The 19,037-nt window shown below is 63.6% G+C and carries 17 protein-coding genes and 1 pseudogene; 6 read left to right on the forward strand and 12 right to left on the reverse strand.

All coding sequences use genetic code 11. From position 1 onward, the window contains the following. Positions 1–60 precede the first annotated feature (60 nt). The 8 genes and pseudogenes from recD to N5J71_RS19390 all read right to left on the reverse strand — a co-directional run bounded on the left by recD (position 61) and on the right by N5J71_RS19390 (position 12,172). Positions 61–2,091: an exodeoxyribonuclease V subunit alpha gene (gene recD, locus N5J71_RS19355; protein ID WP_279917436.1), complete on the reverse strand. Its 2,031-nt coding sequence runs from the start codon at positions 2,089–2,091 to the stop codon at positions 61–63. Beyond that, positions 2,088–5,717 (reverse strand): exodeoxyribonuclease V subunit beta, encoded by a 3,630-nt coding sequence (recB, locus tag N5J71_RS19360; RefSeq protein WP_279917437.1) that lies wholly within the window; start codon positions 5,715–5,717, stop codon positions 2,088–2,090. Before recB ends, recD begins: the two co-directional genes overlap by 4 nt. Continuing rightward, positions 5,714–9,127 (reverse strand): exodeoxyribonuclease V subunit gamma, encoded by a 3,414-nt coding sequence (gene recC / locus N5J71_RS19365; RefSeq protein WP_279917438.1) that lies wholly within the window; start codon positions 9,125–9,127, stop codon positions 5,714–5,716. The genes recB and recC overlap by 4 nt, the downstream gene beginning before the upstream one ends. Before the next feature lie 158 nt (positions 9,128–9,285). Then, complete coding sequence (locus tag N5J71_RS19370; protein ID WP_003461577.1) at positions 9,286–9,606, reverse strand: ComEA family DNA-binding protein; 321 nt, start codon at positions 9,604–9,606, stop codon at positions 9,286–9,288. Positions 9,607–9,843: 237 nt separating this feature from the next. Then, positions 9,844–10,149 (reverse strand): annotated as a pseudogene (locus N5J71_RS19375) (transposase); the annotation flags it as partial. Positions 10,150–10,342: 193 nt separating this feature from the next. Further along, on the reverse strand, positions 10,343–11,017 hold the full coding sequence (locus N5J71_RS19380; RefSeq protein WP_074860959.1) for a transmembrane anchor protein: 675 nt from the start codon (positions 11,015–11,017) through the stop codon (positions 10,343–10,345). An 11-nt stretch (positions 11,018–11,028) separates the two neighbouring features. After that, a complete protein-coding gene (locus N5J71_RS19385) occupies positions 11,029–11,766 on the reverse strand; it encodes a HupE/UreJ family protein (RefSeq protein ID WP_074860964.1) in 738 nt (245 codons plus the stop codon). Positions 11,767–11,812: 46 nt separating this feature from the next. Further along, positions 11,813–12,172 (reverse strand): hypothetical protein, encoded by a 360-nt coding sequence (locus N5J71_RS19390; protein WP_074860965.1) that lies wholly within the window; start codon positions 12,170–12,172, stop codon positions 11,813–11,815. A 110-nt stretch (positions 12,173–12,282) separates the two neighbouring features. Between N5J71_RS19390 and N5J71_RS19395 the strand changes: the two genes are divergently transcribed. The 5 genes from N5J71_RS19395 to N5J71_RS19415 are packed head-to-tail and all read left to right on the forward strand — an operon-like array spanning position 12,283 to position 15,096. Further along, entirely contained in the window at positions 12,283–12,570 is a 288-nt protein-coding gene (locus N5J71_RS19395) for a metal-sensing transcriptional repressor (RefSeq protein WP_116618371.1), read from the forward strand. 6 nt (positions 12,571–12,576) lie between these two features. Beyond that, positions 12,577–13,680 (forward strand): nickel/cobalt efflux transporter, encoded by a 1,104-nt coding sequence (locus N5J71_RS19400; protein ID WP_116618368.1) that lies wholly within the window; start codon positions 12,577–12,579, stop codon positions 13,678–13,680. 1 nt (position 13,681) lies between these two features. Next, the gene (locus N5J71_RS19405) at positions 13,682–14,122 is read left to right on the forward strand and encodes a YqaA family protein (protein WP_279917439.1); all 441 of its coding nucleotides are present in this window, start codon (positions 13,682–13,684) and stop codon (positions 14,120–14,122) included. Next, complete coding sequence (locus N5J71_RS19410) at positions 14,119–14,826, forward strand: TraX family protein (protein ID WP_279533474.1); 708 nt, start codon at positions 14,119–14,121, stop codon at positions 14,824–14,826. The genes N5J71_RS19405 and N5J71_RS19410 overlap by 4 nt, the downstream gene beginning before the upstream one ends. A gap of 60 nt (positions 14,827–14,886) precedes the next feature. Beyond that, positions 14,887–15,096, forward strand: a complete 210-nt coding sequence (locus tag N5J71_RS19415) for a hypothetical protein (RefSeq protein WP_197709105.1) — start codon at positions 14,887–14,889, stop codon at positions 15,094–15,096. Positions 15,097–15,494: 398 nt separating this feature from the next. Here N5J71_RS19415 and N5J71_RS19420 read toward each other — a convergent pair whose 3' ends face one another. Beyond that, entirely contained in the window at positions 15,495–15,719 is a 225-nt protein-coding gene (locus N5J71_RS19420) for a hypothetical protein (protein WP_074860981.1), read from the reverse strand. 140 nt (positions 15,720–15,859) lie between these two features. Here N5J71_RS19420 and N5J71_RS19425 point away from each other — a divergent pair, with 140 nt between their 5' ends. Further along, a complete protein-coding gene (locus tag N5J71_RS19425; protein WP_206407575.1) occupies positions 15,860–16,309 on the forward strand; it encodes a lysozyme in 450 nt (149 codons plus the stop codon). Between the two features lie 87 nt (positions 16,310–16,396). On the opposite strand, the gene N5J71_RS19430 is transcribed toward N5J71_RS19425, so the two are convergent. Genes N5J71_RS19430 through N5J71_RS19440 form a run of 3 tightly spaced genes read right to left on the reverse strand, consistent with a single transcriptional unit; the run spans position 16,397 to position 19,017 of the window. Continuing rightward, positions 16,397–17,551 carry a S1C family serine protease gene (locus tag N5J71_RS19430; RefSeq protein ID WP_108232841.1) on the reverse strand — a complete coding sequence of 385 codons (1,155 nt, stop codon included), beginning with the start codon at positions 17,549–17,551 and terminating at the stop codon, positions 16,397–16,399. Positions 17,552–17,573: 22 nt separating this feature from the next. Next, complete coding sequence (locus N5J71_RS19435; protein ID WP_084341464.1) at positions 17,574–18,539, reverse strand: zinc metalloprotease HtpX; 966 nt, start codon at positions 18,537–18,539, stop codon at positions 17,574–17,576. Positions 18,540–18,546: 7 nt separating this feature from the next. After that, positions 18,547–19,017: a phosphate-starvation-inducible PsiE family protein gene (locus N5J71_RS19440; RefSeq protein WP_257598515.1), complete on the reverse strand. Its 471-nt coding sequence runs from the start codon at positions 19,015–19,017 to the stop codon at positions 18,547–18,549. Positions 19,018–19,037: the final 20 nt, after the last annotated feature.

Raw genomic sequence — 19,037 nt, forward strand, 5'->3', positions numbered from 1 at the left:
ACGCTGAAGTGGCGCGCATTCTACCGCCAGCAGAATACGCGTCAAGCTTATATTTCAGTTTTATTGCTTTTCCAGCGCCTCGCGCAGGCCACTGCGTCTCGTCACGCACCGCTGCACAGCCTGCTCGAAGATGCCCGCTCGGCTTTCGACCAGGCTGAACCAGTGACGAGCCCGTGTGATGCCGGTGTAGACCAGCTCCTTGGTCAACACCGGATTGAGGCTGTCAGGCAGGATCAGCGCGCAATGGGCGAACTCCGAGCCCTGCGACTTGTGCACGGTCATGGCGAACACGGTCTCCACCGCACTCAGACGGCTGGGCAGGATATGTCGCAAGGCGCCGCTGCCGTCGTTGCGCGGGAACACAACGCGCAGCACCTCGCGTACAGGCGCACCTGGAAACTCAGGCGGCTCCGGCAGACGCAGCGCGATGCCAATATCGCCGTTCATCAGACCCAGGCTGTAGTCGTTGCGCGTTACCAGCACAGGTCGACCTTCATACCAGCCATGCGACTGCTCAAGCAGGCCCCGCTTTACCAGCGCTTCGGCAATACGTTCGTTGAGCGCTTCCACGCCCCATGCACCTTTACGAACCGCACAGAGCAGCTGGAACTGATCGAACGCTGCCAGGACGCGACCAGCCCAACGATCCCAGACCTGGGAGTCGGCATCTGGAGCAGGACGCTCCGCCAGCATCACCTGCAGATAATGCGCATACCCCTGCGGACGGGGCTCGCCGCCGCCCTGCCCCTCTATTAATAGTCGCTCCAGCGCACGATCCTGCTCACCTGACAAACGCAACACGTACAAATCATGTGCACCGGTTGCCAGAGTCGCGCGGGCCGACTGCGCATCACCCAGGTTCACCGCACGCGCCAGACGCCCGATACCCGAACCACTGCCGAAACGACGCGAGTGACGCAGCATGACGATATGCTGCGCCAGAGCCTTGTCACCGGGCACCAACACCGGATCTTCCAGCCGTTCGCCCGTCTGGCTTTCCAGCCAGGCACGCGTCGCCTCGCTGTAGCCACCGCTCTCCGCCTCTCGGCACAGGTCCCCCAGTACCGCACCGGCCTCCACCGACGCCAGTTGGTCCTTGTCGCCCAGCAGAATCAGACGCGCATGCGCCGGCAACGCGCCCAGCAGGCTGGCCATCATTTCCAGGTCGATCATCGAGGCTTCGTCGACCACCAGCACATCGAGTGGCAAGGGGTTGGCGGCATCGTGACGGAAATGACGGCTGCCAGGACGACTGCCCAGCAGGCGATGCAGCGTCGTCACCAGGGTTGGAATCTGCTCCCGCACTCGCTCGTCCAGCGCCAGCGACTGCACCTGCGCGCCGATGGATTCGGTCAGCCGCGCGGCCGCTTTGCCGGTGGGCGCCGCCAGACTCAGGCGCAGCGGCTCGCCAGTGGCCATGGCCGCCTCCTGCAACAGCGCTAGCAGACGCACCACTGTAGTCGTCTTGCCGGTTCCCGGCCCACCGGTAATCAGGGTAAAGCGCCCTTGCGCCGCCATGGCACAGGCCAGCTTCTGCCAGTCGGTGAGGCGCTGGCCGTCCACCACCAGCGGTTCGGGAAACAGTGAGGCCAGGCGTACGGCTAGATCGCTAGGCGCCGCATCACTCGACTGCAAGCGCCGAGCGATATCGCCAGCCACCTGACGTTCATAGTTCCAGTAGCGCCTCATATATAGACAGGCGCCGCTGAGCACCAACGGCGCCCCCTCGGACTCCAGCAGCGAACTGCCCGCACAGGCTGCCAGCCAGGACTCCAGGCTAAGCCCAGCCAGTACCTGGGACGGCAGGATCATCGCCTCTTGCGCATCCTCGCCTTCCGGCGGTAGGGACAGGGTGAAGTCCGGATTGGCCAGCGTGGCCGCCAGATCCAGGCAGACGTGCCCCTGACCCAGCTGGTGACTGGCCAGCGCGGCGCCGAGCAGGAGCAGCGGTGAAGCCTGCGGATCCAGTTCGGCGAACAACTGCACCAACGCCCGATCCAGCTCACGCAGCCAACCACGCTCGCTCCATATAGAAAGCAGGGCAAAGAGTTCGGCGCGATCACGCAGCACCGGTGCAAGCATCGTGCTCATGCTGCGCCCTCCTCGGCTTCATCCATGAACAGCACGTCCAGACGCTCGATCAACGCGCGCGGCGGTCGCGCCAAGTAGGCGCCTTGCTGCGGCGCCCGCAGGAACAGGTAGAGCGCGCCGCCCAAATGCCGGTCATAGTCGTAATCCGGCAGTCGCAGACGCAACTGCCGATGCAGGGCCAGCACATAGAGAACGTATTGCAAGTCATAGCGGTGGCTGGCGATGGCCACCTCCATCGCCTCACGGGTATAGGCACTATCGTCGCTGCCGAGCCAGTTGGACTTGTAATCCGCCACGTAGTAACGCCCCTGATGTTCGAATACCAGATCGATGAAACCCTTGAACATGCCATTGAGGGTGTCGGCCCGCAGCGGCTGCCTGGCCATGCCCGGCAATTCGTACTGCTGCACCCACTGATCCAGCAGCCTGACATCGACCCCACGTGCTTCGAACCAGAACTCCAGCTCGGGCTGATATTGCGTCAGTTGCGCCAGCACGACAGTATCCGTGCCATCCAGCGTTAGCGGCTGGCTCAGCAGCGCCAGCAGCCAGTCCTGCAGCGGATCGATCCAGCTTTCCAGACCACGCCGCTGGCAACGCCTGGCCAGCGCCTCGCGCAGCCTCAGTGGGGCCTGCACAAGCGCGGCGAAACCTTCCTGCGCCGCCATTTCCAGCAGGCCATGGAGGAAGGTGCCGGGATTCGGCCCGCGCGGGAAGCGATGCAGGCCCTGAGCGGATGCCGGCAGCGGCGCCAGCGCCAGCAACGGATCCTCATCATCGATGGCGTTCTGCATCGCCGGGCTGTCGGGCGCGGCGTCTTCGTGACGGCTGACCTGACTGGGGGCGTCCTCGTCCAGACGCAGTGCACTGTAGGAGGCAATCCACCAATGTTCGGCGGCGCGTCGTATCGGCGTGCGCCAGTGCGGCTCGAACTGTCCTTCTTCGATCATGCGATAACGCTGCTCACTGGCCGGCGGCACAGGCGACACGGCGCTATCGAGTCCGCTGGCGAACGGCGCGAGCCAGTTGGCAAGCTCGCCGCTGGCCGCCAGAGGCAATCCGCCCCCGAGCAGGTAGCCCAACGCCGATTCATGCAGGCGCGACTTCTTGCCGTTGCCGATCTTCAGATCCGCCACACCCAGCCAGCAGGCATGACGGGCACGGGTCAGCGCCACGTAGAGCAGGCGCAGGTCTTCACCCAGGCGTTCGCGCTCGGCGCGCAGCAGACTGTCTTCATCGGCCTTGAGCACCAGTCGGCGGCGCTCGCCGTCGTGGATTTGCAACGGTTTCTTGTCATCCACCGGGCGGAAGGCGCAGATGAATGGCAGGAACACCAGGGGGTATTCCAGGCCCTTGGATTTGTGGATGGTCACCACGCGCACCAGCGCTTCGTCACTCTCCAGGCGCAACACCTGCTCATCGGCAGCCTGCCCCTCGCCAGCCAGCAGCTCGCTCAAGTGCCGAATCAGCGCCAGCTCGCCATCAAGTTCAGCGGCAGCCTGCTGCAGCAGCTCAGCAAGATGCAACAGATTGGTCAGTACTCGCTCGCCATCGTCACGCCCCATCAGCCGTTGCGGCAGCTCGAAGTCTTGCAACAGTTGGCGCAGCATCGGCAGCACACCCTGGCGCTGCCAGCGCTGGCGATAGTCGCGGAACTGCATGACGCGGCGCTCCCAGGTGCGCTCGTCGAGATTGAGCTGCTCCAGCTCGCTCAAAGCCAGCCCCAGCGTCGCGCTGGCCAGCGCCGCACGCAGCGGGCGATCCTGATCCGGCTCGGCACAGGCACGCAGCCACAGCAGCAAGTCGCGTGCCTCCTGGGCGGCGAACACCGAATCCTTGTCGGAAAGGTAGACGCTGCGCACGCCCCGCGCAGCCAGCTCGCCGCGAATGGCCTGCGCCTCGTTGAAGTCGCGCACCAGCACCGCGATGTCGCTGGGCCGTAGAGCACTGAGCGCACCCTCCTTGCTAAAGCCGGCCTGCCCGCGCTGGCCCAGATCCAGCAAACGCACGATCTCACTGGCTGCACCCGCCGCCATGGCATCCAGATAGGCGCCCTTGGCAACCGGCTCGTCGCTCGCCAGTTGCCACACCGTCATAGCGGGTTGCGCCTGGCCGTCGACACTCCAGACTTCGCGTCGACCTTGAGCGCCCACCTCGATAAAAGGCAGATCGTCGCGCAGCAGGAACGCTCCCTCGCCGCCTTCACGCTGTTCGGCGCGCAGGAAAACGCCATTGACGGCATCGACCATGGCCTGACTGGAGCGGAAGTTCTTTTCCAGGTTGTAGTGGCGCCCGGATGTCGCCCGGCGCGCACGCAGGTAGGTGTGGATATCGGCGCCACGGAAGGAATAGATGGCCTGCTTGGGGTCGCCGATCATGAACAGGCCGCAGTCGTCGCGATTAACCTCGACTTCGTAGAGCGTATCGAAGATGCGGTACTGCAGCGGGTCGGTGTCCTGGAACTCGTCGATCATCGCCACCGGGAACTGGCGGCGGATCACCTCGGCCAGGCGCGGACCGTTGCTGCCTTGCAGGGCAGCGTCCAAACGCACAAGCATGTCATCGAAGCCCATCTCCGCGCGCTGGCGTTTCTCCCAATCGAAGCGCTGGCGAACCCAAGCCGCCGCGTGGCGCAAAGCCGCATCAGCGGGGTCCGGCAGCGCATCGAGTTGCGCCTTGAGTACAGCCATGGCATCCAGTGCGGGATGATCAGGCGCCTCGCTCTTCCAGGCTTCGGCCAGGCCGTCGGGGGTCAGGCGAGTGAAGCCTGTGCCCAGATCGAGACGCGGCTCTTCGCCGCCAGCCCACTCGCGTAACTTGGCCAGCCAGGGGTTGTAGAAACGCGCCTGGATTTTCTTGCCGTCCACTTGCTTGGCCGCCACCGCTGCATCCAGCAACAGCTGCAGCTCCTCGGCCCATGCCAGCCAAGGCGACTTGAGCTCGGCCAGCGCATGATCACGCTGCTGCAGCGCATGATCGAGCAACTCGCCCAACGACTGCGTCGTCCCCTCACTCTCTTCCCCAAGCAAGGGACGCAACCTAGCGCCGAGACCATCAGGAGTTCCCCAAACGCTCGCGACCCATTGCAACGCAGCCCCCTGCAACGGGTAGCAGTTCTGCCTCCAATAGTCGCGCACCACCTCGGCCAACAGTTCGCTGTGGTCGGTCTCCAGGGTCTGACTGAACAGGCTGCCGCTGTCGAAGGCGTGCTCACGCAGCATGCGCTGACACCAGCCGTGAATGGTGGACACGGCTGCCTCGTCCATCCACTGCGCCGCCAGCTCCAGGCGGCGGGCGCACTCGTCCCACTGCGTTTGCGTGAAATCACCGCGCAACTCGCGCAGCAGGTCATCTCCCTGGGCATCACCGCGGAATACGGTCGCGGCCTCGACCAGGCGCGCGCGAATCCGATCGCGCAGTTCGCGCGTGGCAGCATCGGTGAAGGTCACCACCAGAATCTGCGGCGGTAGCAGCGCCTCGCGGAACGCAGCATCGCCCCCGTGGCCGAGAATCAGCCGCAGGTAGAGTGCAGAAATGGTGAAGGTCTTGCCCGTGCCGGCACTGGCTTCGATCAGGCGGCTGCCATTCAGGGGAAACGTCAGGGCCAGAGGGCGCTGTTGACTCATGCTGCGTCCTCCTTGAGCGCCTGGGGGTTGCTATCAAGCAGCGGCTGGTAGAGCCGTTCACTCCATGCCGGAAACTGGCCATCGGCGGTGAGTGCGGTGTAGTCCGGGAACTGCCTGGCCAGGCTGGCACTGCCCTGGACTTCACCGGAGAGGTTGTAGCTGCCCTCGTAGACGCTGCGCGCCTTGTCCTCGTTGTTGTCCTGCAACCAGGCCAGCGAGGTTTTCAGGGCGACCGGCAGAGGTGTCTGCATACCGGCGTTCCAGGCTTCCAGCCAAGTGGTCAGTACGCGGGCTGCGTGCTCCGTAGGTAGGGGCTCGAAGGCCAGGCTGCGATCCTCGCCGACCAGCAGCGTGGTCAGCGGCACGCCGCAGGCAGCGGCGATGACGTGCAGCACGTAGGGGCGCAGTAGGCGATGCCACTTCCAGCTCTTGTCCTTGTATAACGCACCCGGCAGCAGCTCCAGGCGCGCCAGGCCGCCATCGGCTTTCTGCCGCAGCCCGGCAAGCCAGCCGTCAAGCTGCACACCGCCTGCGGCGAAAGTCACGCGCTGCGGTGACTCCAGCAGGGTTGGCCAGCACAGGCAAAGCCCCTGGTAGCGCTGCACCTGCGTCGGCAGCGGTTCCAGCAGGGCGTTGCGGTACAGCTCGCCGAAACCGGCCAACGGCAGCACGCCGCTACGCTGCAGACGGTCGGCTGCCGACTTCAGCGCATTGTCGCTGCCCCCCTCGCCTGCTACCGCCGCCTTGAGCAAGGTTTCCTGCAACTGGTAGCGCTGCAGGCCGTCGAGGGCGAACGGCTCGCTGTCGAGTTGCGCCTGCTCTTGTTCATCGAGAAACACCTTGAGGCGGCGAGTGAAGAAACACTTCACCGGATCACGCAGGAACGACTGCAACAGCTCAGGCGTAAGCTGCAGTCCCTCCTCCCAGGCCGGCAAGGGCGCAGCACTTTCGCGAGTCGAGACCTGGCCATGCAGAGCTGCCCACTCGCGGGCATAGCTGAACAGCTGCCCCTCGCCATCGAAGTAGCGGCGGCTAAACGGTTGCAAGGGGTGCTCGATGGTCAGGCCATGCAGCAGGTCGCCGCCACCAGCCAGTGTCCAGGCACTGGCAAGATGGTCGCGCAACTGACCGACCAACACGGAAGGCGGGCGCTCGCTGTTGTCGCGAATACTGCGCCCTACCCAGCTGATATAGAGACGATCACGCGCCGCCAGTAGTGCCTCGAGCAGCAGATAGCGATCATCCTCGCGGCGTGAGCGGTCACCGGGGCGGTAATCGCCAGCCATCAGGTCGAAATCCAGCGGCGCCTGGCTGCGCGGATAGTCGCCATCGTTCATGCCCAGCAGGCAGACCTGGCGGAACGGAATCGCGCGCATCGGCATCAGGGTGCAGAAATTCACCGCACCGGCGAGAAAACGCTGACTCAGCCTCCCCTGATCGAGCCCGCCCAGCCAGGCTTCGCGCACCACCGGCAGGGTCAGCGCCTCTTCCAGCGTCGCCGCCTCGCACAGCTCCAGCCAGGCATCCAGCGCATCGAGCAGTTGGGTCGTCAGCACCTCTTCACGGTCGCTCTGCGGCTGAAAGAAGTCGTCGAGCAAACTGCGCAGGCGCTCGCCCCACTGCACCGGCGTGGCCGGCTCGCGCAACTGCTGCAAATGCCGGTCGAGGCTTTCCAGCAGGCGCGTCACCGGGCCGATCAGCGCAGCATCGAGCCCGCCGATCTCGTCGTACGGCTCGATGCCGGCGAAGGCGTCGCCCGTACCCACTGCGTAGCCCAGCAGCATGCGCCGCAGGCCGAAACGCCAGGTGTTCTGTTCCAGATTCTGGCCCAGACCCAGCGCTTGCCGCTGACTCGAATCCAGCCCCCAGCGCACACCGGCACCCTCCAGCCAGCGGCGCAGGGTGGGCAATTGATCCTCGGTGATGGCGAAGCGCTGACGCAACGCGGCGACATCCAGCAGATCGAGTATCTCGCTAACGCTGAAGCGGCTGTCCGGCAGGCGCAGCAAATGCTCCAGTGCGATGATCATCGGCTCCTTGCCGCGCAGTCCCTGATCGGCCAGGGTGAAGGGAATGAAACGCGGGTCGTCACTGGCGAACTGGCCGAACACTGCCTGGATATGCGGTGCGTAGGCATTGACGTCCGGCACCATGACGATCACGTCGCGCGGCCTTAGCGTGGCGTCCTCGCTGAAACTGGCCAGCAACTGATCGTGGAGAATTTCCACTTCGCGCTGAGCACTGTGGGCGATATGAAAACGCAACGAATGATCACGTTTCGGGTCGACCGGCGGCCAGGTGCTGCGCGTTTCCGCCAGCGGACGCAGGTCGAGGATGTCGTTCTGCAACTGGCCAAGCAGGCAGCTCTCACTGGCCGGGCTGAACAGGTCGATGCGTTCGAACTGCTCGCGGTAACGCTGCGGCTCGTCGTACTGATCCAGCAGGTTGATGTAGTCGCGCCCCTGCTTGCCCCAGGCAGCGAGCAGCGGCTGCCCGTGCTGGTGCATGTCCTCCTGCTCGAATAGACCGATCTGGGCGCTTGGTTTGCCCTTGCGCTGCTGACGGCGGTATTCGTGGCGCAGCAGATCCTTGTCTTCGACGATATCGCCCCAGTGGTGCTGACAGGGGTTGTGCACGTAGAGCATGACCTGGCTGAAACGCGCCATGGCCGCCAGCGCTTCCAGCACCTGGGCCGGCAATGAGGAAATACCGAAAACGGTGATGCGCCGGGGCAGTCCGGGCGGCGCTGCATCCAGTTCGCCCATACGGGCGACGAAGCGCGGATGCACGCCGGCGCGACTTTCGGCCAGGTGCTGCGCGCCGACATCCGCCAGCAAGGCGCGCCACAGCGCGGGTTGCCAGCGCGAATCGCCCTCCAGTGGCCGCTCACCACCGCGCGAGGTGCGCAAGCGGTCTTGTCCGCCGGCCCAGTCCGCCAGCCAGTCGGCACGGTAGACCTGATATTGGTCGAACAGATCGGCCAGGCGCTCGGCCAGTTGGTGGCGCTTGCGCAGATCCTGGTCATCGGCGAGAAAGCGGCGCAAGGGCGCAAACGCCTCCTCGGCCAGCAGGCCCGGCAACAGGCGCATCAGGCGCCAGGTCAGCGGCGCCTTGTCCAAAGGCGATTGCTGCGGGATCGCGTCCTTGCCCAGCACGTTGCGGTACGCCTGCCAGAGAAAGCGCGCCGGCAGGTCAACGTCCAGCGCCGCCGCGATGCCACAGCCGTCACGCTCGGCCAACGCCAGCTTGAGCCACTGGGCGATGCCGTTGCTCTGCACCAGCAGCACCTCATTTTCCAGCGGCCGCAATGGATAGCGCCGCATCCACTGCACCGCCAGCGCACGCAGCTCTTCGAGGTGGTTACCGTGGATGACGATAAGGCCGGGGGACAACTCCGGACTGGCGGGCATCGACTGACTCCTGTCGAAAATCGAAGCGCAAGTTTGCCAGCATTTACTGAAGAGGTGAGTCTTTGGCCGGCTTTCACGACCGTTTGAGGCTTTTTGAGCAGGCTCAAACAACAAGAAGGCCGGTCAGTGACCGGCCTTGATGGCGAGACCTGCAGTCGTCAGTCGACTACCAGTTTGTCGCGATTCTTATTCAGAGTCGCCTCACCAATACCCTTGACCTCAAGCAGTTCGTCAACAGACGCAAAACTGCCATGAGCCTCACGATAGGCCACGATTGCCTGAGCTTTGGTTGCACCGATACCCGCCAGCTCACGCTGGAGCGTCTCTGCATCAGCAGTATTGAGATTGACGGTTACAGCCTGAGCGACTTGCTCAGAGGTCGCTTCGCCAGCCTCGGCATTTCCAGTGTCGACTGCGGATACAGCGAAGGAGAAAGAGGCAAGAAGCGCAAAGAGAACAGAAGAGAGGTAGTTTTTCATGGTTTAACGTTCCATGTAGGTGAGTGAGACGAGCACGTTAGGCTCATTTTTCAACCTAGACGCTAATTCTCTACTGTCAAATCCACACTCACGACCTGAAGCCGAAGACTTCGGACAGACGGGATAACGGCAGCCTCACCAGTCACTAGCCGGCCGCCGAGCTGGGCAAACTGATCGATGAAGCCAACAGGATTTCGGCTACCGGCTCCCTGAAAATCAGTACTCGTCAGAAGTAGAATTTTCACCTAGGGTCTCATCGTTGCCACTGGTAGCGCCTGCACTGTGTTGGTGAGCCTTGGCATAGCTGCCATCAATGAACACCCATTCCATGTCGGGCTGCGCCACAAGCTCCTTGAAAACCTTGAGCCATTTTCCAGTTGCGGGCCACACATTGAAGCGTTTATAGACCTTATTCCAGTTCCCGAACGCTTCGGGGAGGTCTCTCTAGGGGCATCCCGTGCGCATGCGTTACAGCATGCCCTCCACGGTCATTCGTAGATCACGCTTGTTGTAGATGGCCTTGCGCAGCAGAATTTCCCGCAGCTTCGATCAATGCTCATCACTGAGCAATAATCGGGGCATTGCAAACTCATATCGATGTTGTGTCAGAGCTTCAACGATACAAGTTTTCTCTTACATATCAACTGGTTAGCGCAAAACTGCAACAACCCCTGGATCAATGGAGCACGCAGGCAGAAAGTAGCGGGAACAGAGGCTCACTGCTCCCGCTGAACCATCAGATCACCCGCTTGATGGCAATATAATTACCCTCGGTACGCAGCGTGACAGTGACCGGTTTGCTGGTGCGGTTGCGCCAGAACCAGCCGTGCTTGCCGTCGAAGGCGGCCTCCAGGACGCCATGGTCTTCCGGCGTGGCGCGCCCCTTGCCGTAACCGTGGTAGAACTCGCGCGGCGCGTTGTAGGGGTCGCCGTGGGTGTCGTAGTTCACCAGGCCGCCGTTGGCCGTCCAGAAGTAGTTCACCTTGCTGCCCTTGAGCATCTCCAGCTTGATCTCGGCGCCTTGGCCGGGAGCCAGAGCAATGCTCATTTCATGCTGCTGCCCCTCGGCCTCGACTACCGCAGGCGTTGCCACGGCTGGGGCCGTCGCCTCGGCGGCTGTGCTGACGGCAGGTTGCGGGGCCGCTTGAGGTACCGACTGGGGCGCCGCCGGAGCCGCAACTACAGGCGTCGCAGCATCGGCTGCAGCTTCTGTGGCCAGTTGCTGTTTGACCTCGCCCATCTGGGTCAGCCCCAGCATGCGACCGGCGCCAGTGGGATCGATGGCGTATTCCGAGGGCATGACCACGGTGACGAGCAGGACAATGGCGGCGATCAGTGCAATCACGGTCGAGCGCAGCAGTTGCTGGCTGCTCGGCAGTTCGTTGAGGGTTGGGATCTTGCTGTTGAACATGGCGAAATTCCTTACTGTGAGACGATCAAGCCGGTGAGCTGGTAACCCATCAACAGGAAACCGGCGCTCATCATCGCGACGTTGGCGGTGTAGGCGTGGCGCCAGAAGCTGGCGGTACGCCGCCAGTAGCCCATCAGAATGAGAATGCTGCCGAGCGCCAGAAGCTGGCCGATCTCCACGCCGACGTTGAAGGCGATCAAGTTGGCGATAAGGCCATCGGATGAAATCTCGTACTCCTGGATCTTGGTGGCCAGACCGAAGCCGTGCAGCAGGCCGAAGATCAGCGTGGCTGCGCGGGTGTCCGGCTGGTAGCCGAACCAGCGCTGGAAGGCCCCCAGGTTGTCGAGCGCCTTGTACACCACCGAAAAGCCGATGATGGCGTCGATCACGTAGGCACTGATGCCGATGTCCGCCAGCACCCCGAGGAGCAGGGTGACCGAGTGGCCGACGGCGAACAGGGTGACGTAGAGCCCCACGTCCTTCAGACGGTAGAGAAAGAAGATCACGCCGAACAGGAACAGCAGGTGGTCGTAACCGGTGATCATGTGCTTGGCGCCCATGTACACGAACGGCATCAACATCACCCCGGTGCTTTCCTGGATGAAGCCCTTGTCGCCCTCGGCGACGCCGTGGGCCAGCGCATCGGGCATACCGAGAAAGAACAGGGCGGTAAGCAGTAGCAATAATGGTAGCGAGCGGTGCGGACGCAGGTGGCCTGCGTCCATGCCGCGCATGGATAGCGAATGCATGGAGAAATCCTAGGTTGCAGTGGTCTTGGGCCGCACAGCGGCCTGTTCAGAACACCAAACCAGGGCGTGGTGGCCGTTCGATCAGGTAGATCGGGCTGGCGGGAATCGAGTAGCCGGGGCTTTCCAGCAGCAGCTTACGCTCCGGCTGCGTGGCAATGTTCAGCCCAGTGCTCAGGTGCGGTGTTTCATGCACGTGGTCAGCCGTCAGCGGCGAGTGGTAATGATCCGCACAGACCGCACAGGCAAACGCACCGTCGCCATGGCTGTGCGCATGCACATCCTGGTTGTCGCTCCAGGTCGGGGGGCTCGCCCCCACTAACAGCGCAGACGCATGCCCGGCCCAGGCCATCAGGATGGCGAGAGCGAGGGCGAAGATCACCTTGGCGCTGATGGGTTTGCTGAGCATGGATCGCCGCTTCGATAGCTGGGCCGTGTGATTGAGGAGGCAGCCGTTTGACCATATCCCCCCCGGGGGGATAGGATACTGCGGTGATTATCCTTGCACGAGGTCTGGCGATGAGCAAGCACGAACACGGGCATCAGCACCAAAGTCATACGGAAATCATCAAAAGGCTGAAACGTGCCGAGGGCCATCTGCGCAGCATCGTCGCCATGATCGAGGACGGTCGCGCCTGTGTGGACATCGCCCAGCAACTGCACGCGGTCGAGAAAGCGGTCTGCCAGGCCAAGCGCACGCTGATCCAGGACCACATCGACCACTGCCTGGAACACACGGTCGGCGCCCTTACCAAGGGTGAGCGGGCGCCACTGGAAGAGTTCAAGCAGATCACCAAATACCTCTGAGCCCCCATGTCGACCTTCGCCGAGTTGTTGCAGCAAGGGGCCGCACAGGCCTGGCTGTATGTCCCCACCGCCATCCTGCTCGGGGCCCTGCATGGCCTGGAACCCGGGCACTCGAAGACCATGATGGCGGCCTTCATCGTGGCCATTCGCGGCACGGTGCGTCAGGCCGTCCTGCTTGGCCTGGCGGCCACTGCCTCGCACACCGCGGTGGTCTGGCTGGTGGCGATCGGCGGCATGTACCTGGGGCAGCACCTCGACGCCCAGACCACCGAACCCTACTTCCAACTCGCCTCGGCCGTGTTCATCGTTACCATCGCGCTGTGGATGCTCTGGCGCACCTGGCGTGGCGAGCAAATGTGGCGCTTCGAGAAAGAGCAGCACCATCACGACGAACGCCAGCACATCGATACCGGACACGGCCGCGTCGAACTGTCGATCCACGAGCAGGACGCGCCGCCGCGCTGGCGTCTGCGTGTGCTGAGCGGGCATGCCTGGCCCGCCGGGGACGTCAGCTTGCTCACCACCCGCAGCGACGGACAGATTCAGGAGTTCCGCTTCGTCACCCAGGACGACTATCTGCAGTCGCTGGATGCGATTCCCGAGCCGCATGAGTTCACCGCGCGCCTGCGCCTCGACCACGCCGGACACGCCCACGAGTACGACCTGGAGTTCCATGCGCACGACCATGCCCATTCGCAGCTGGAGAGCCTGGAGCTGTCGCTGGAGGGGTACCAGGATGCTCACGAGCGGGCCCACGCCAACGACATTCGTCGTCGTTTCGCCAGCCGCAACGTCAGCACCGGCCAGGTGATCCTGTTCGGCCTGACCGGCGGGCTGATTCCCTGCCCTGCGGCCATCACCGTGCTGCTGCTCTGCCTGCAGGTCAAGGAGGTGACGCTGGGTGCGGTTCTGGTACTCAGCTTCAGCGTCGGCCTGGCGCTGACCCTGGTCGCGGTTGGCGTCGCCGCCGCCGTCGGCACGCGACACGCCTCCAACCGCTGGCCCTGGCTGGCCGTGGTGGCGCGCCGCGCGCCCTACCTGTCCGGCCTGCTGATCATCGCCGTGGGCATCTATGTCGGCCTGCATGGCTGGGCCGGACTGAGCGCCTGAGGTGTGGGATTTATCCGCCTATCTGGGGTTGTTCGTTGCGGCCTTCAGTGCCGCCACCCTGCTGCCGATGCAGTCGGAGGCGGTGCTGGTCGGCCTGCTGCTGGCCACTGAACAGCCACCTGCCCTGTTGCTCCTGGTGGCCACGACCGGCAACGTACTGGGCTCGACTGCCAACTGGCTGCTCGGCCGCTATATCGAACACCTTCGCCACAGACGCTGGTTTCCGGTGCCGGAAGACAAACTGCAGCGCACCTGGCAGGCCTACCACCGTTATGGACGCTGGTCCCTGCTGCTGAGCTGGGTGCCGATCATCGGCGATCCGCTGACCGTGATCGCCGGCGTCCTGCGCGAGCCGTTCTGGAGTATCCTGCTGATCGTGCTGGTGGCCAAGGCGGGGCGCTACCTGGTGCTGGCGGTGCTGACGCTGGGAGTCATGGGATGAGACGGGATGCGGGGCTCGACCTGGTCAAGTGGCTGGCCATGCTCAGCATGCTGCTCGACCACCTGCGCTACCTGTGGCCGGACGCCTATGGCCTGTTCGTCGTCGGCCGCCTGGCATTCCCGCTGTTTTGCCTGGGCATCGCCGCCAACGTGGCCAGAACCCGCCCCGGCGAGCTGTTCAGCGAGGGCAACGCGCGCTACCTCGGCTGGCTGCTGGTGTTCTCCCTGCTGTCGGAGCTGCCCTATCGCCTGCTGTCGCCGGAAAGCGCGACGCTCAACGTGATGCCAACCCTACTGCTGGGGCTGATGGTCGCCTGGGGCGTCCACCATGGCGAGCGCACCAGCCTGCTGCTGGCAGCGGCGACGGTGCTGATCGCCACCCTGCTGCATCAGCAACTGATGTACGGCGTACTCGGCGTCCTGTTGCCGGCCGCCTTTGTCCAAGGGCTGAAGGGGTTGCGCTGGTGGTGGTTGCCTGCCGCCCTGGCGGTGCTGGCCAACGGCCGCAACCGCTGGTTTGCCGAGCTGGGCCTGGTGGCGGACACCCTGGCGTCGTTCGCGATGGCCTGTGCGGCTGCGCTGCTGGGGCTCTACCTGCTGCATCGAGCCCTGTCGTTGAAGATCTGGCCCGTCGGCCGCTGGGGCTACCTGTTCTATCCAGGGCACCTGCTGGCGCTGCATGTGCTGCGTAGTGCCATGCCCTGAGCGCCACCGAAGCCCGCCAAGACCGGCCGCCTCACAGCGCTGGCGGCCAATCGCAACAACGTGCTGGTTCGTACTGAGACGGGGCAGCTCGGCACCGCCTGCATCTGGACGGCAGCAGTGGCCGCGCTGGATGCCGGTGCGCCGGGCGACCGCATCACGGTGGAGATCAGTGGCGAGCGCGATGGTTTGAGTAGCTGGCAGCCGCAGGTGCGGGTCATGGATCGCGCGGGCTACGGCCTGCGCTGGGGACAGTATTGGGGAGGTGTGTGATGGCCGCGCATAGATGCTCATCTGCTCATCCTGTACGGGCTTGTCGAATGGCGCGAGACCTACATCGCCAGCCTCGAGGAGGTACCGATCCAGCTGTACGTTTTGCCCGGCATTCCGGGGCGTATCGGCGAGGCACGCGCGGCAGGCTATGCACAAGGTACGCAGCCGCTGGTGCCCTTTGTCGATCCCAACGATTGTATGACGCCAGTGCCTTCGGTCATTGCAATTGCGGTCTCCCGAAATGCGAAACCCGCCTCGTGGGCGGGTTTCTGGTGGGTACGAAGATGGGAAATCAGATGGCGATGCCTGCGCTCCAGCCGGTGGACTTGTAGGCCGAGAGCTTGGTCTCGTCCTCGATGTAGCAAAGCCAGCCGCTCTCGCCGAGCGTCCAGCCGTAATTAAGTCCAAGGTTCGAGCACGGCTTCCACGGCAGATCGGCGCATTACGATCAGGCCGTGCACGTGGCTGGCGCTGTTAGTGTGTTGCCAACGGCTGTAGGCCAGACGCCGCACGGCGATGTCCTGGCCGTTTTCGTCGGTCAGTGCTTCGTCGGTGTACTGCGCAGCCAAGACGGCGGCATTCGCAGCAGGCGTGACCGCAGGAGCTGGCTGGGAAACGGCCATCCTGCACGCATGGACGGAGGCCGACCAGGCGCTTTGGGCAGGAGTGCTGAACTTCTGGTTCCTCGGGCGGGTGTTCGACTGGGTGAGGGCATGACCTCAGGAGTGATCGCCGTGCTGCAGGCGGTCATCGGCCGGATGGCTTGGAATCCGCAGCCATCGATCTGGCCAAGCGCTTCGAAGGCTTCCACCGCGTGCCGAAGAACGATCTTGGCCGCACGCATCCCTACGTCTGCCCGGCAGGCTACTGGACCATCGGCTACGGCCCCCTCTGCGATCCGAAGCACCCGCCGATCACGGAGGCCGAGGCGGAACGCTATCTGGCGGAAGACCTGAAGGTCGCGCTGACCGCCACGCCGCGCTACTGCCCGATGCTGGCCACGGAGCCAGAGGGGCGGTTAGCAGCCATTGTGGATTTCAGCTTCAACCTTGGGGCTGGACGGCTGCAAACATCTACGCTATGTCGTCGAGTCAACCAGCGGGACTGGGTAAGTGCCGCGACGGAGCTAAGGCGCTGGGCCTATGGTGGCGGCAAAGTGTTGCCGGGACTCTTCGCGCGACGAGAGGCTGAAATTTCCTTACTGGACACCTAAGTGTAGGGCATCGAGTTTCTGCGGCGCGAATGCTTCATGCATCCCATCGTTATTCTTTGCCAATCCCCAAATGTCCTCAACTCCAGATCAGATGCCAGGTTGCAACTCCACGCGCACCTCCCGCAGCTTACCGGCCCGCTCAACCGACAAGACCACCACATCTCCTACCTTTCGGTCGTCAAGCCGTGCGAGCAGCTTGGCGACATCGTCGACGGGAGCGCCATCCATGCCTGTGATGCGGTCTCCCGGCACGATGCCTTCGGGGCCCACGGTGACACCGTTCAGCCCCGCCTTTTGCGCCGCTGAGCCTGGGGCGACGCGGAGCACGAACACGCCCTTGCTTCCGGCCAGTGCAAGCAGGTGCTGATTGAGCTGTTCGTCCACCTCAATGCCCAGCGCCGGACGGATGTACTTACCGGTCTTGATGAGTTGCGGGACTACGCGCATGACGGTGTCCACCGGCACGGCGAAGCCGATCCCTGCCGATGCGCCGGAAGGGCTGTAGATCGCTGTGTTGATGCCGATCAGGCGGCCGGCCGAATCGAGCAACGGCCCACCCGAGTTGCCGGGGTTGATGGCGGCATCGGTTTGAATCAGGTGTTCGATGGTCACTCCGCCAGATTCCCCGGGCAGCGATCGATCGAGCGCGGACACGATGCCGCTGGTGAGTGTCCAATCCAGGCCGAAGGGGTTGCCGATGGCGAACACCTTTTGTCCCACCTTGAGGTCTGCGCTGGTGCCGACCGGAACGGCGGGCGGGCGCTGGAAACCGACGCCGATTTTGAGCACCGCGATATCGTGGGCCGGACTCACGCCGACCAGCGCGGCTTGGTAATCGCGGCCGTCGGCCAGTTTGACCGTGGCCTCCGACGCCCCCTGGATCACATGAAAGTTGGTAACGACGTGACCGGCGTCATCCCATATGAAACCCGAACCCGTCCCGCGCGGCACGGAAAAGACGTTGCGCGTCCAGGCATCGCGCACCAGTTGGGACGTCGTGATGTAGACCACCGATGCTCGGGATTTCTCGAACAGTTCGATGGTGGCCTTTTCATCAGCGGCCAGATCGCCACGCGGCGTGACGGTGCGCTCGGCGGCTTCGCGCGGACTGAACCAGGCCTCGATGGCGGGCAGAAACTGCCAGAACAGCATGAGTGCGGCAACGCAAGCGGTGATGAAGAGCCACCGCCGGACGAATTGATCCGGAGCTGGGCGTTGTGGGTAAGGATCGGGGTAAGCCATGGCGGGGGGTCCTTTCAGTGATTTAGCGCCAAAGGCCGCTCAGGCCCCGGCGTGGTGGGCGCATCGGGGCGAACGACCTTGGCACGAGATATTCCGTTTGGAACGGCAGGGTCTGCGATGGCTGAGGCGCCAACGCCATCAGGCGCGCGATACGATCCTCTGTCGTCGGATGCGTGCGCAACCAGGACGGTTCGGGATTGCCCCAACCGGGCAACATCCAGGCGCGCCAGGAGCGGCTCACCCGCTCGATCTTCGCCAGCGCCGAGGCGAGCCCGTGCGGATCCCCCGTCAGCTCTACGGCCATCCGGTCGGCATCGAACTCGCGCACGCGTGACAGGCCCAACTGCGCGAGCAGTGCCAGTTGCGGCGAAGCGACCAACAGCAGTAAGCCAAGCCAGTTAATTTCTACGGCACCGGCCAACAGCACCGGAATACTGATCAGGAGCGTAATCTGACCCAGCAATGCCAGCAGGCTCGTGAGCCGGCTGATCGAATCAGCCAGACCCATGACACGCAGATCGTCTTGAGCAATGTGCGCGACCTCATGCGCCAGCACGGCTTGCAGTTCCCGGATACTCAGGCTGCGGAGCAGGCCATCAGTGAGGGCAATAGAGGCATGGCGTCGCGAACCAGTAGCAAAAGCGTTGACGATGCCGCTGGGCACATAGTGGGGAACCGGCGTATTCGGTAATCCGGCGCGCACGGCCAACTCCCGCAACAGCGACCAGATTGCGGGGGCTTCCTGGTAATGCAAAGGACGGGCGCCATAGAGGCGCAAGGTCATCGCGGAGGCGGCGGCAGGTTCGATCAGCAGGGTCAGTGCGCAGCTTGCCAGTGCCAGCCAAAGGCCAATCTCGCCGAACAGCAGACTGCCAGCGGCAGCTGCGATCCCCACCAGGGTCAAAACCAGCAGCGCGGTTTGAAAGCGATTGAGCCAGCGGTGCCTCGACCTGACATCGTGTCGGGCGGCTAAACCAGTAAGGGCCATGGTCCAGTTACTCGCTCTTCCGGTCGTCGCGTTCACGCATGAGCCAATAAGTCAGCCCCAACGCCAGTACCGTCCCCGCCAGCACGGCCACTTTGGCAGGAGCAACGTCGGGCTCGAGGATGATAAACTTGCGGGCCAGTGCCAGGATCGCGATCAGAATGACGGTCTTGACCTGGATGATGCTTTCCTTGCGCAGAGCCACTTTGACGATCGAATGCTTGAATTCCATCGCGATCATCAGCGTCATGGTGGCCCCGAACACCAGCTGGAAAACCTGATGATCCAGTGGATTCAGCGCATCCATGACGAGCATCGTGAAGACGAGCCGAATCAACTGAATCAGCGAGATCATAATTACCACCGCGATAACGCCCGAAAGCGTGATGGCAACGACCTGCTCGAAGCGCTCGTAAACCGTCATCAACCGCCACTGGGAGCGCATCTCGTCAAGGGCCGTGTGGCCAGATTCTTTATGCATAAGCGTTGTGCTCTCTCTTT

Origin of the sequence: Ectopseudomonas oleovorans (assembly GCF_029845265.1) — a bacterium.
In the GTDB taxonomy this organism is placed as follows: Bacteria; Pseudomonadota; Gammaproteobacteria; order Pseudomonadales; family Pseudomonadaceae; genus Aquipseudomonas; species Aquipseudomonas oleovorans.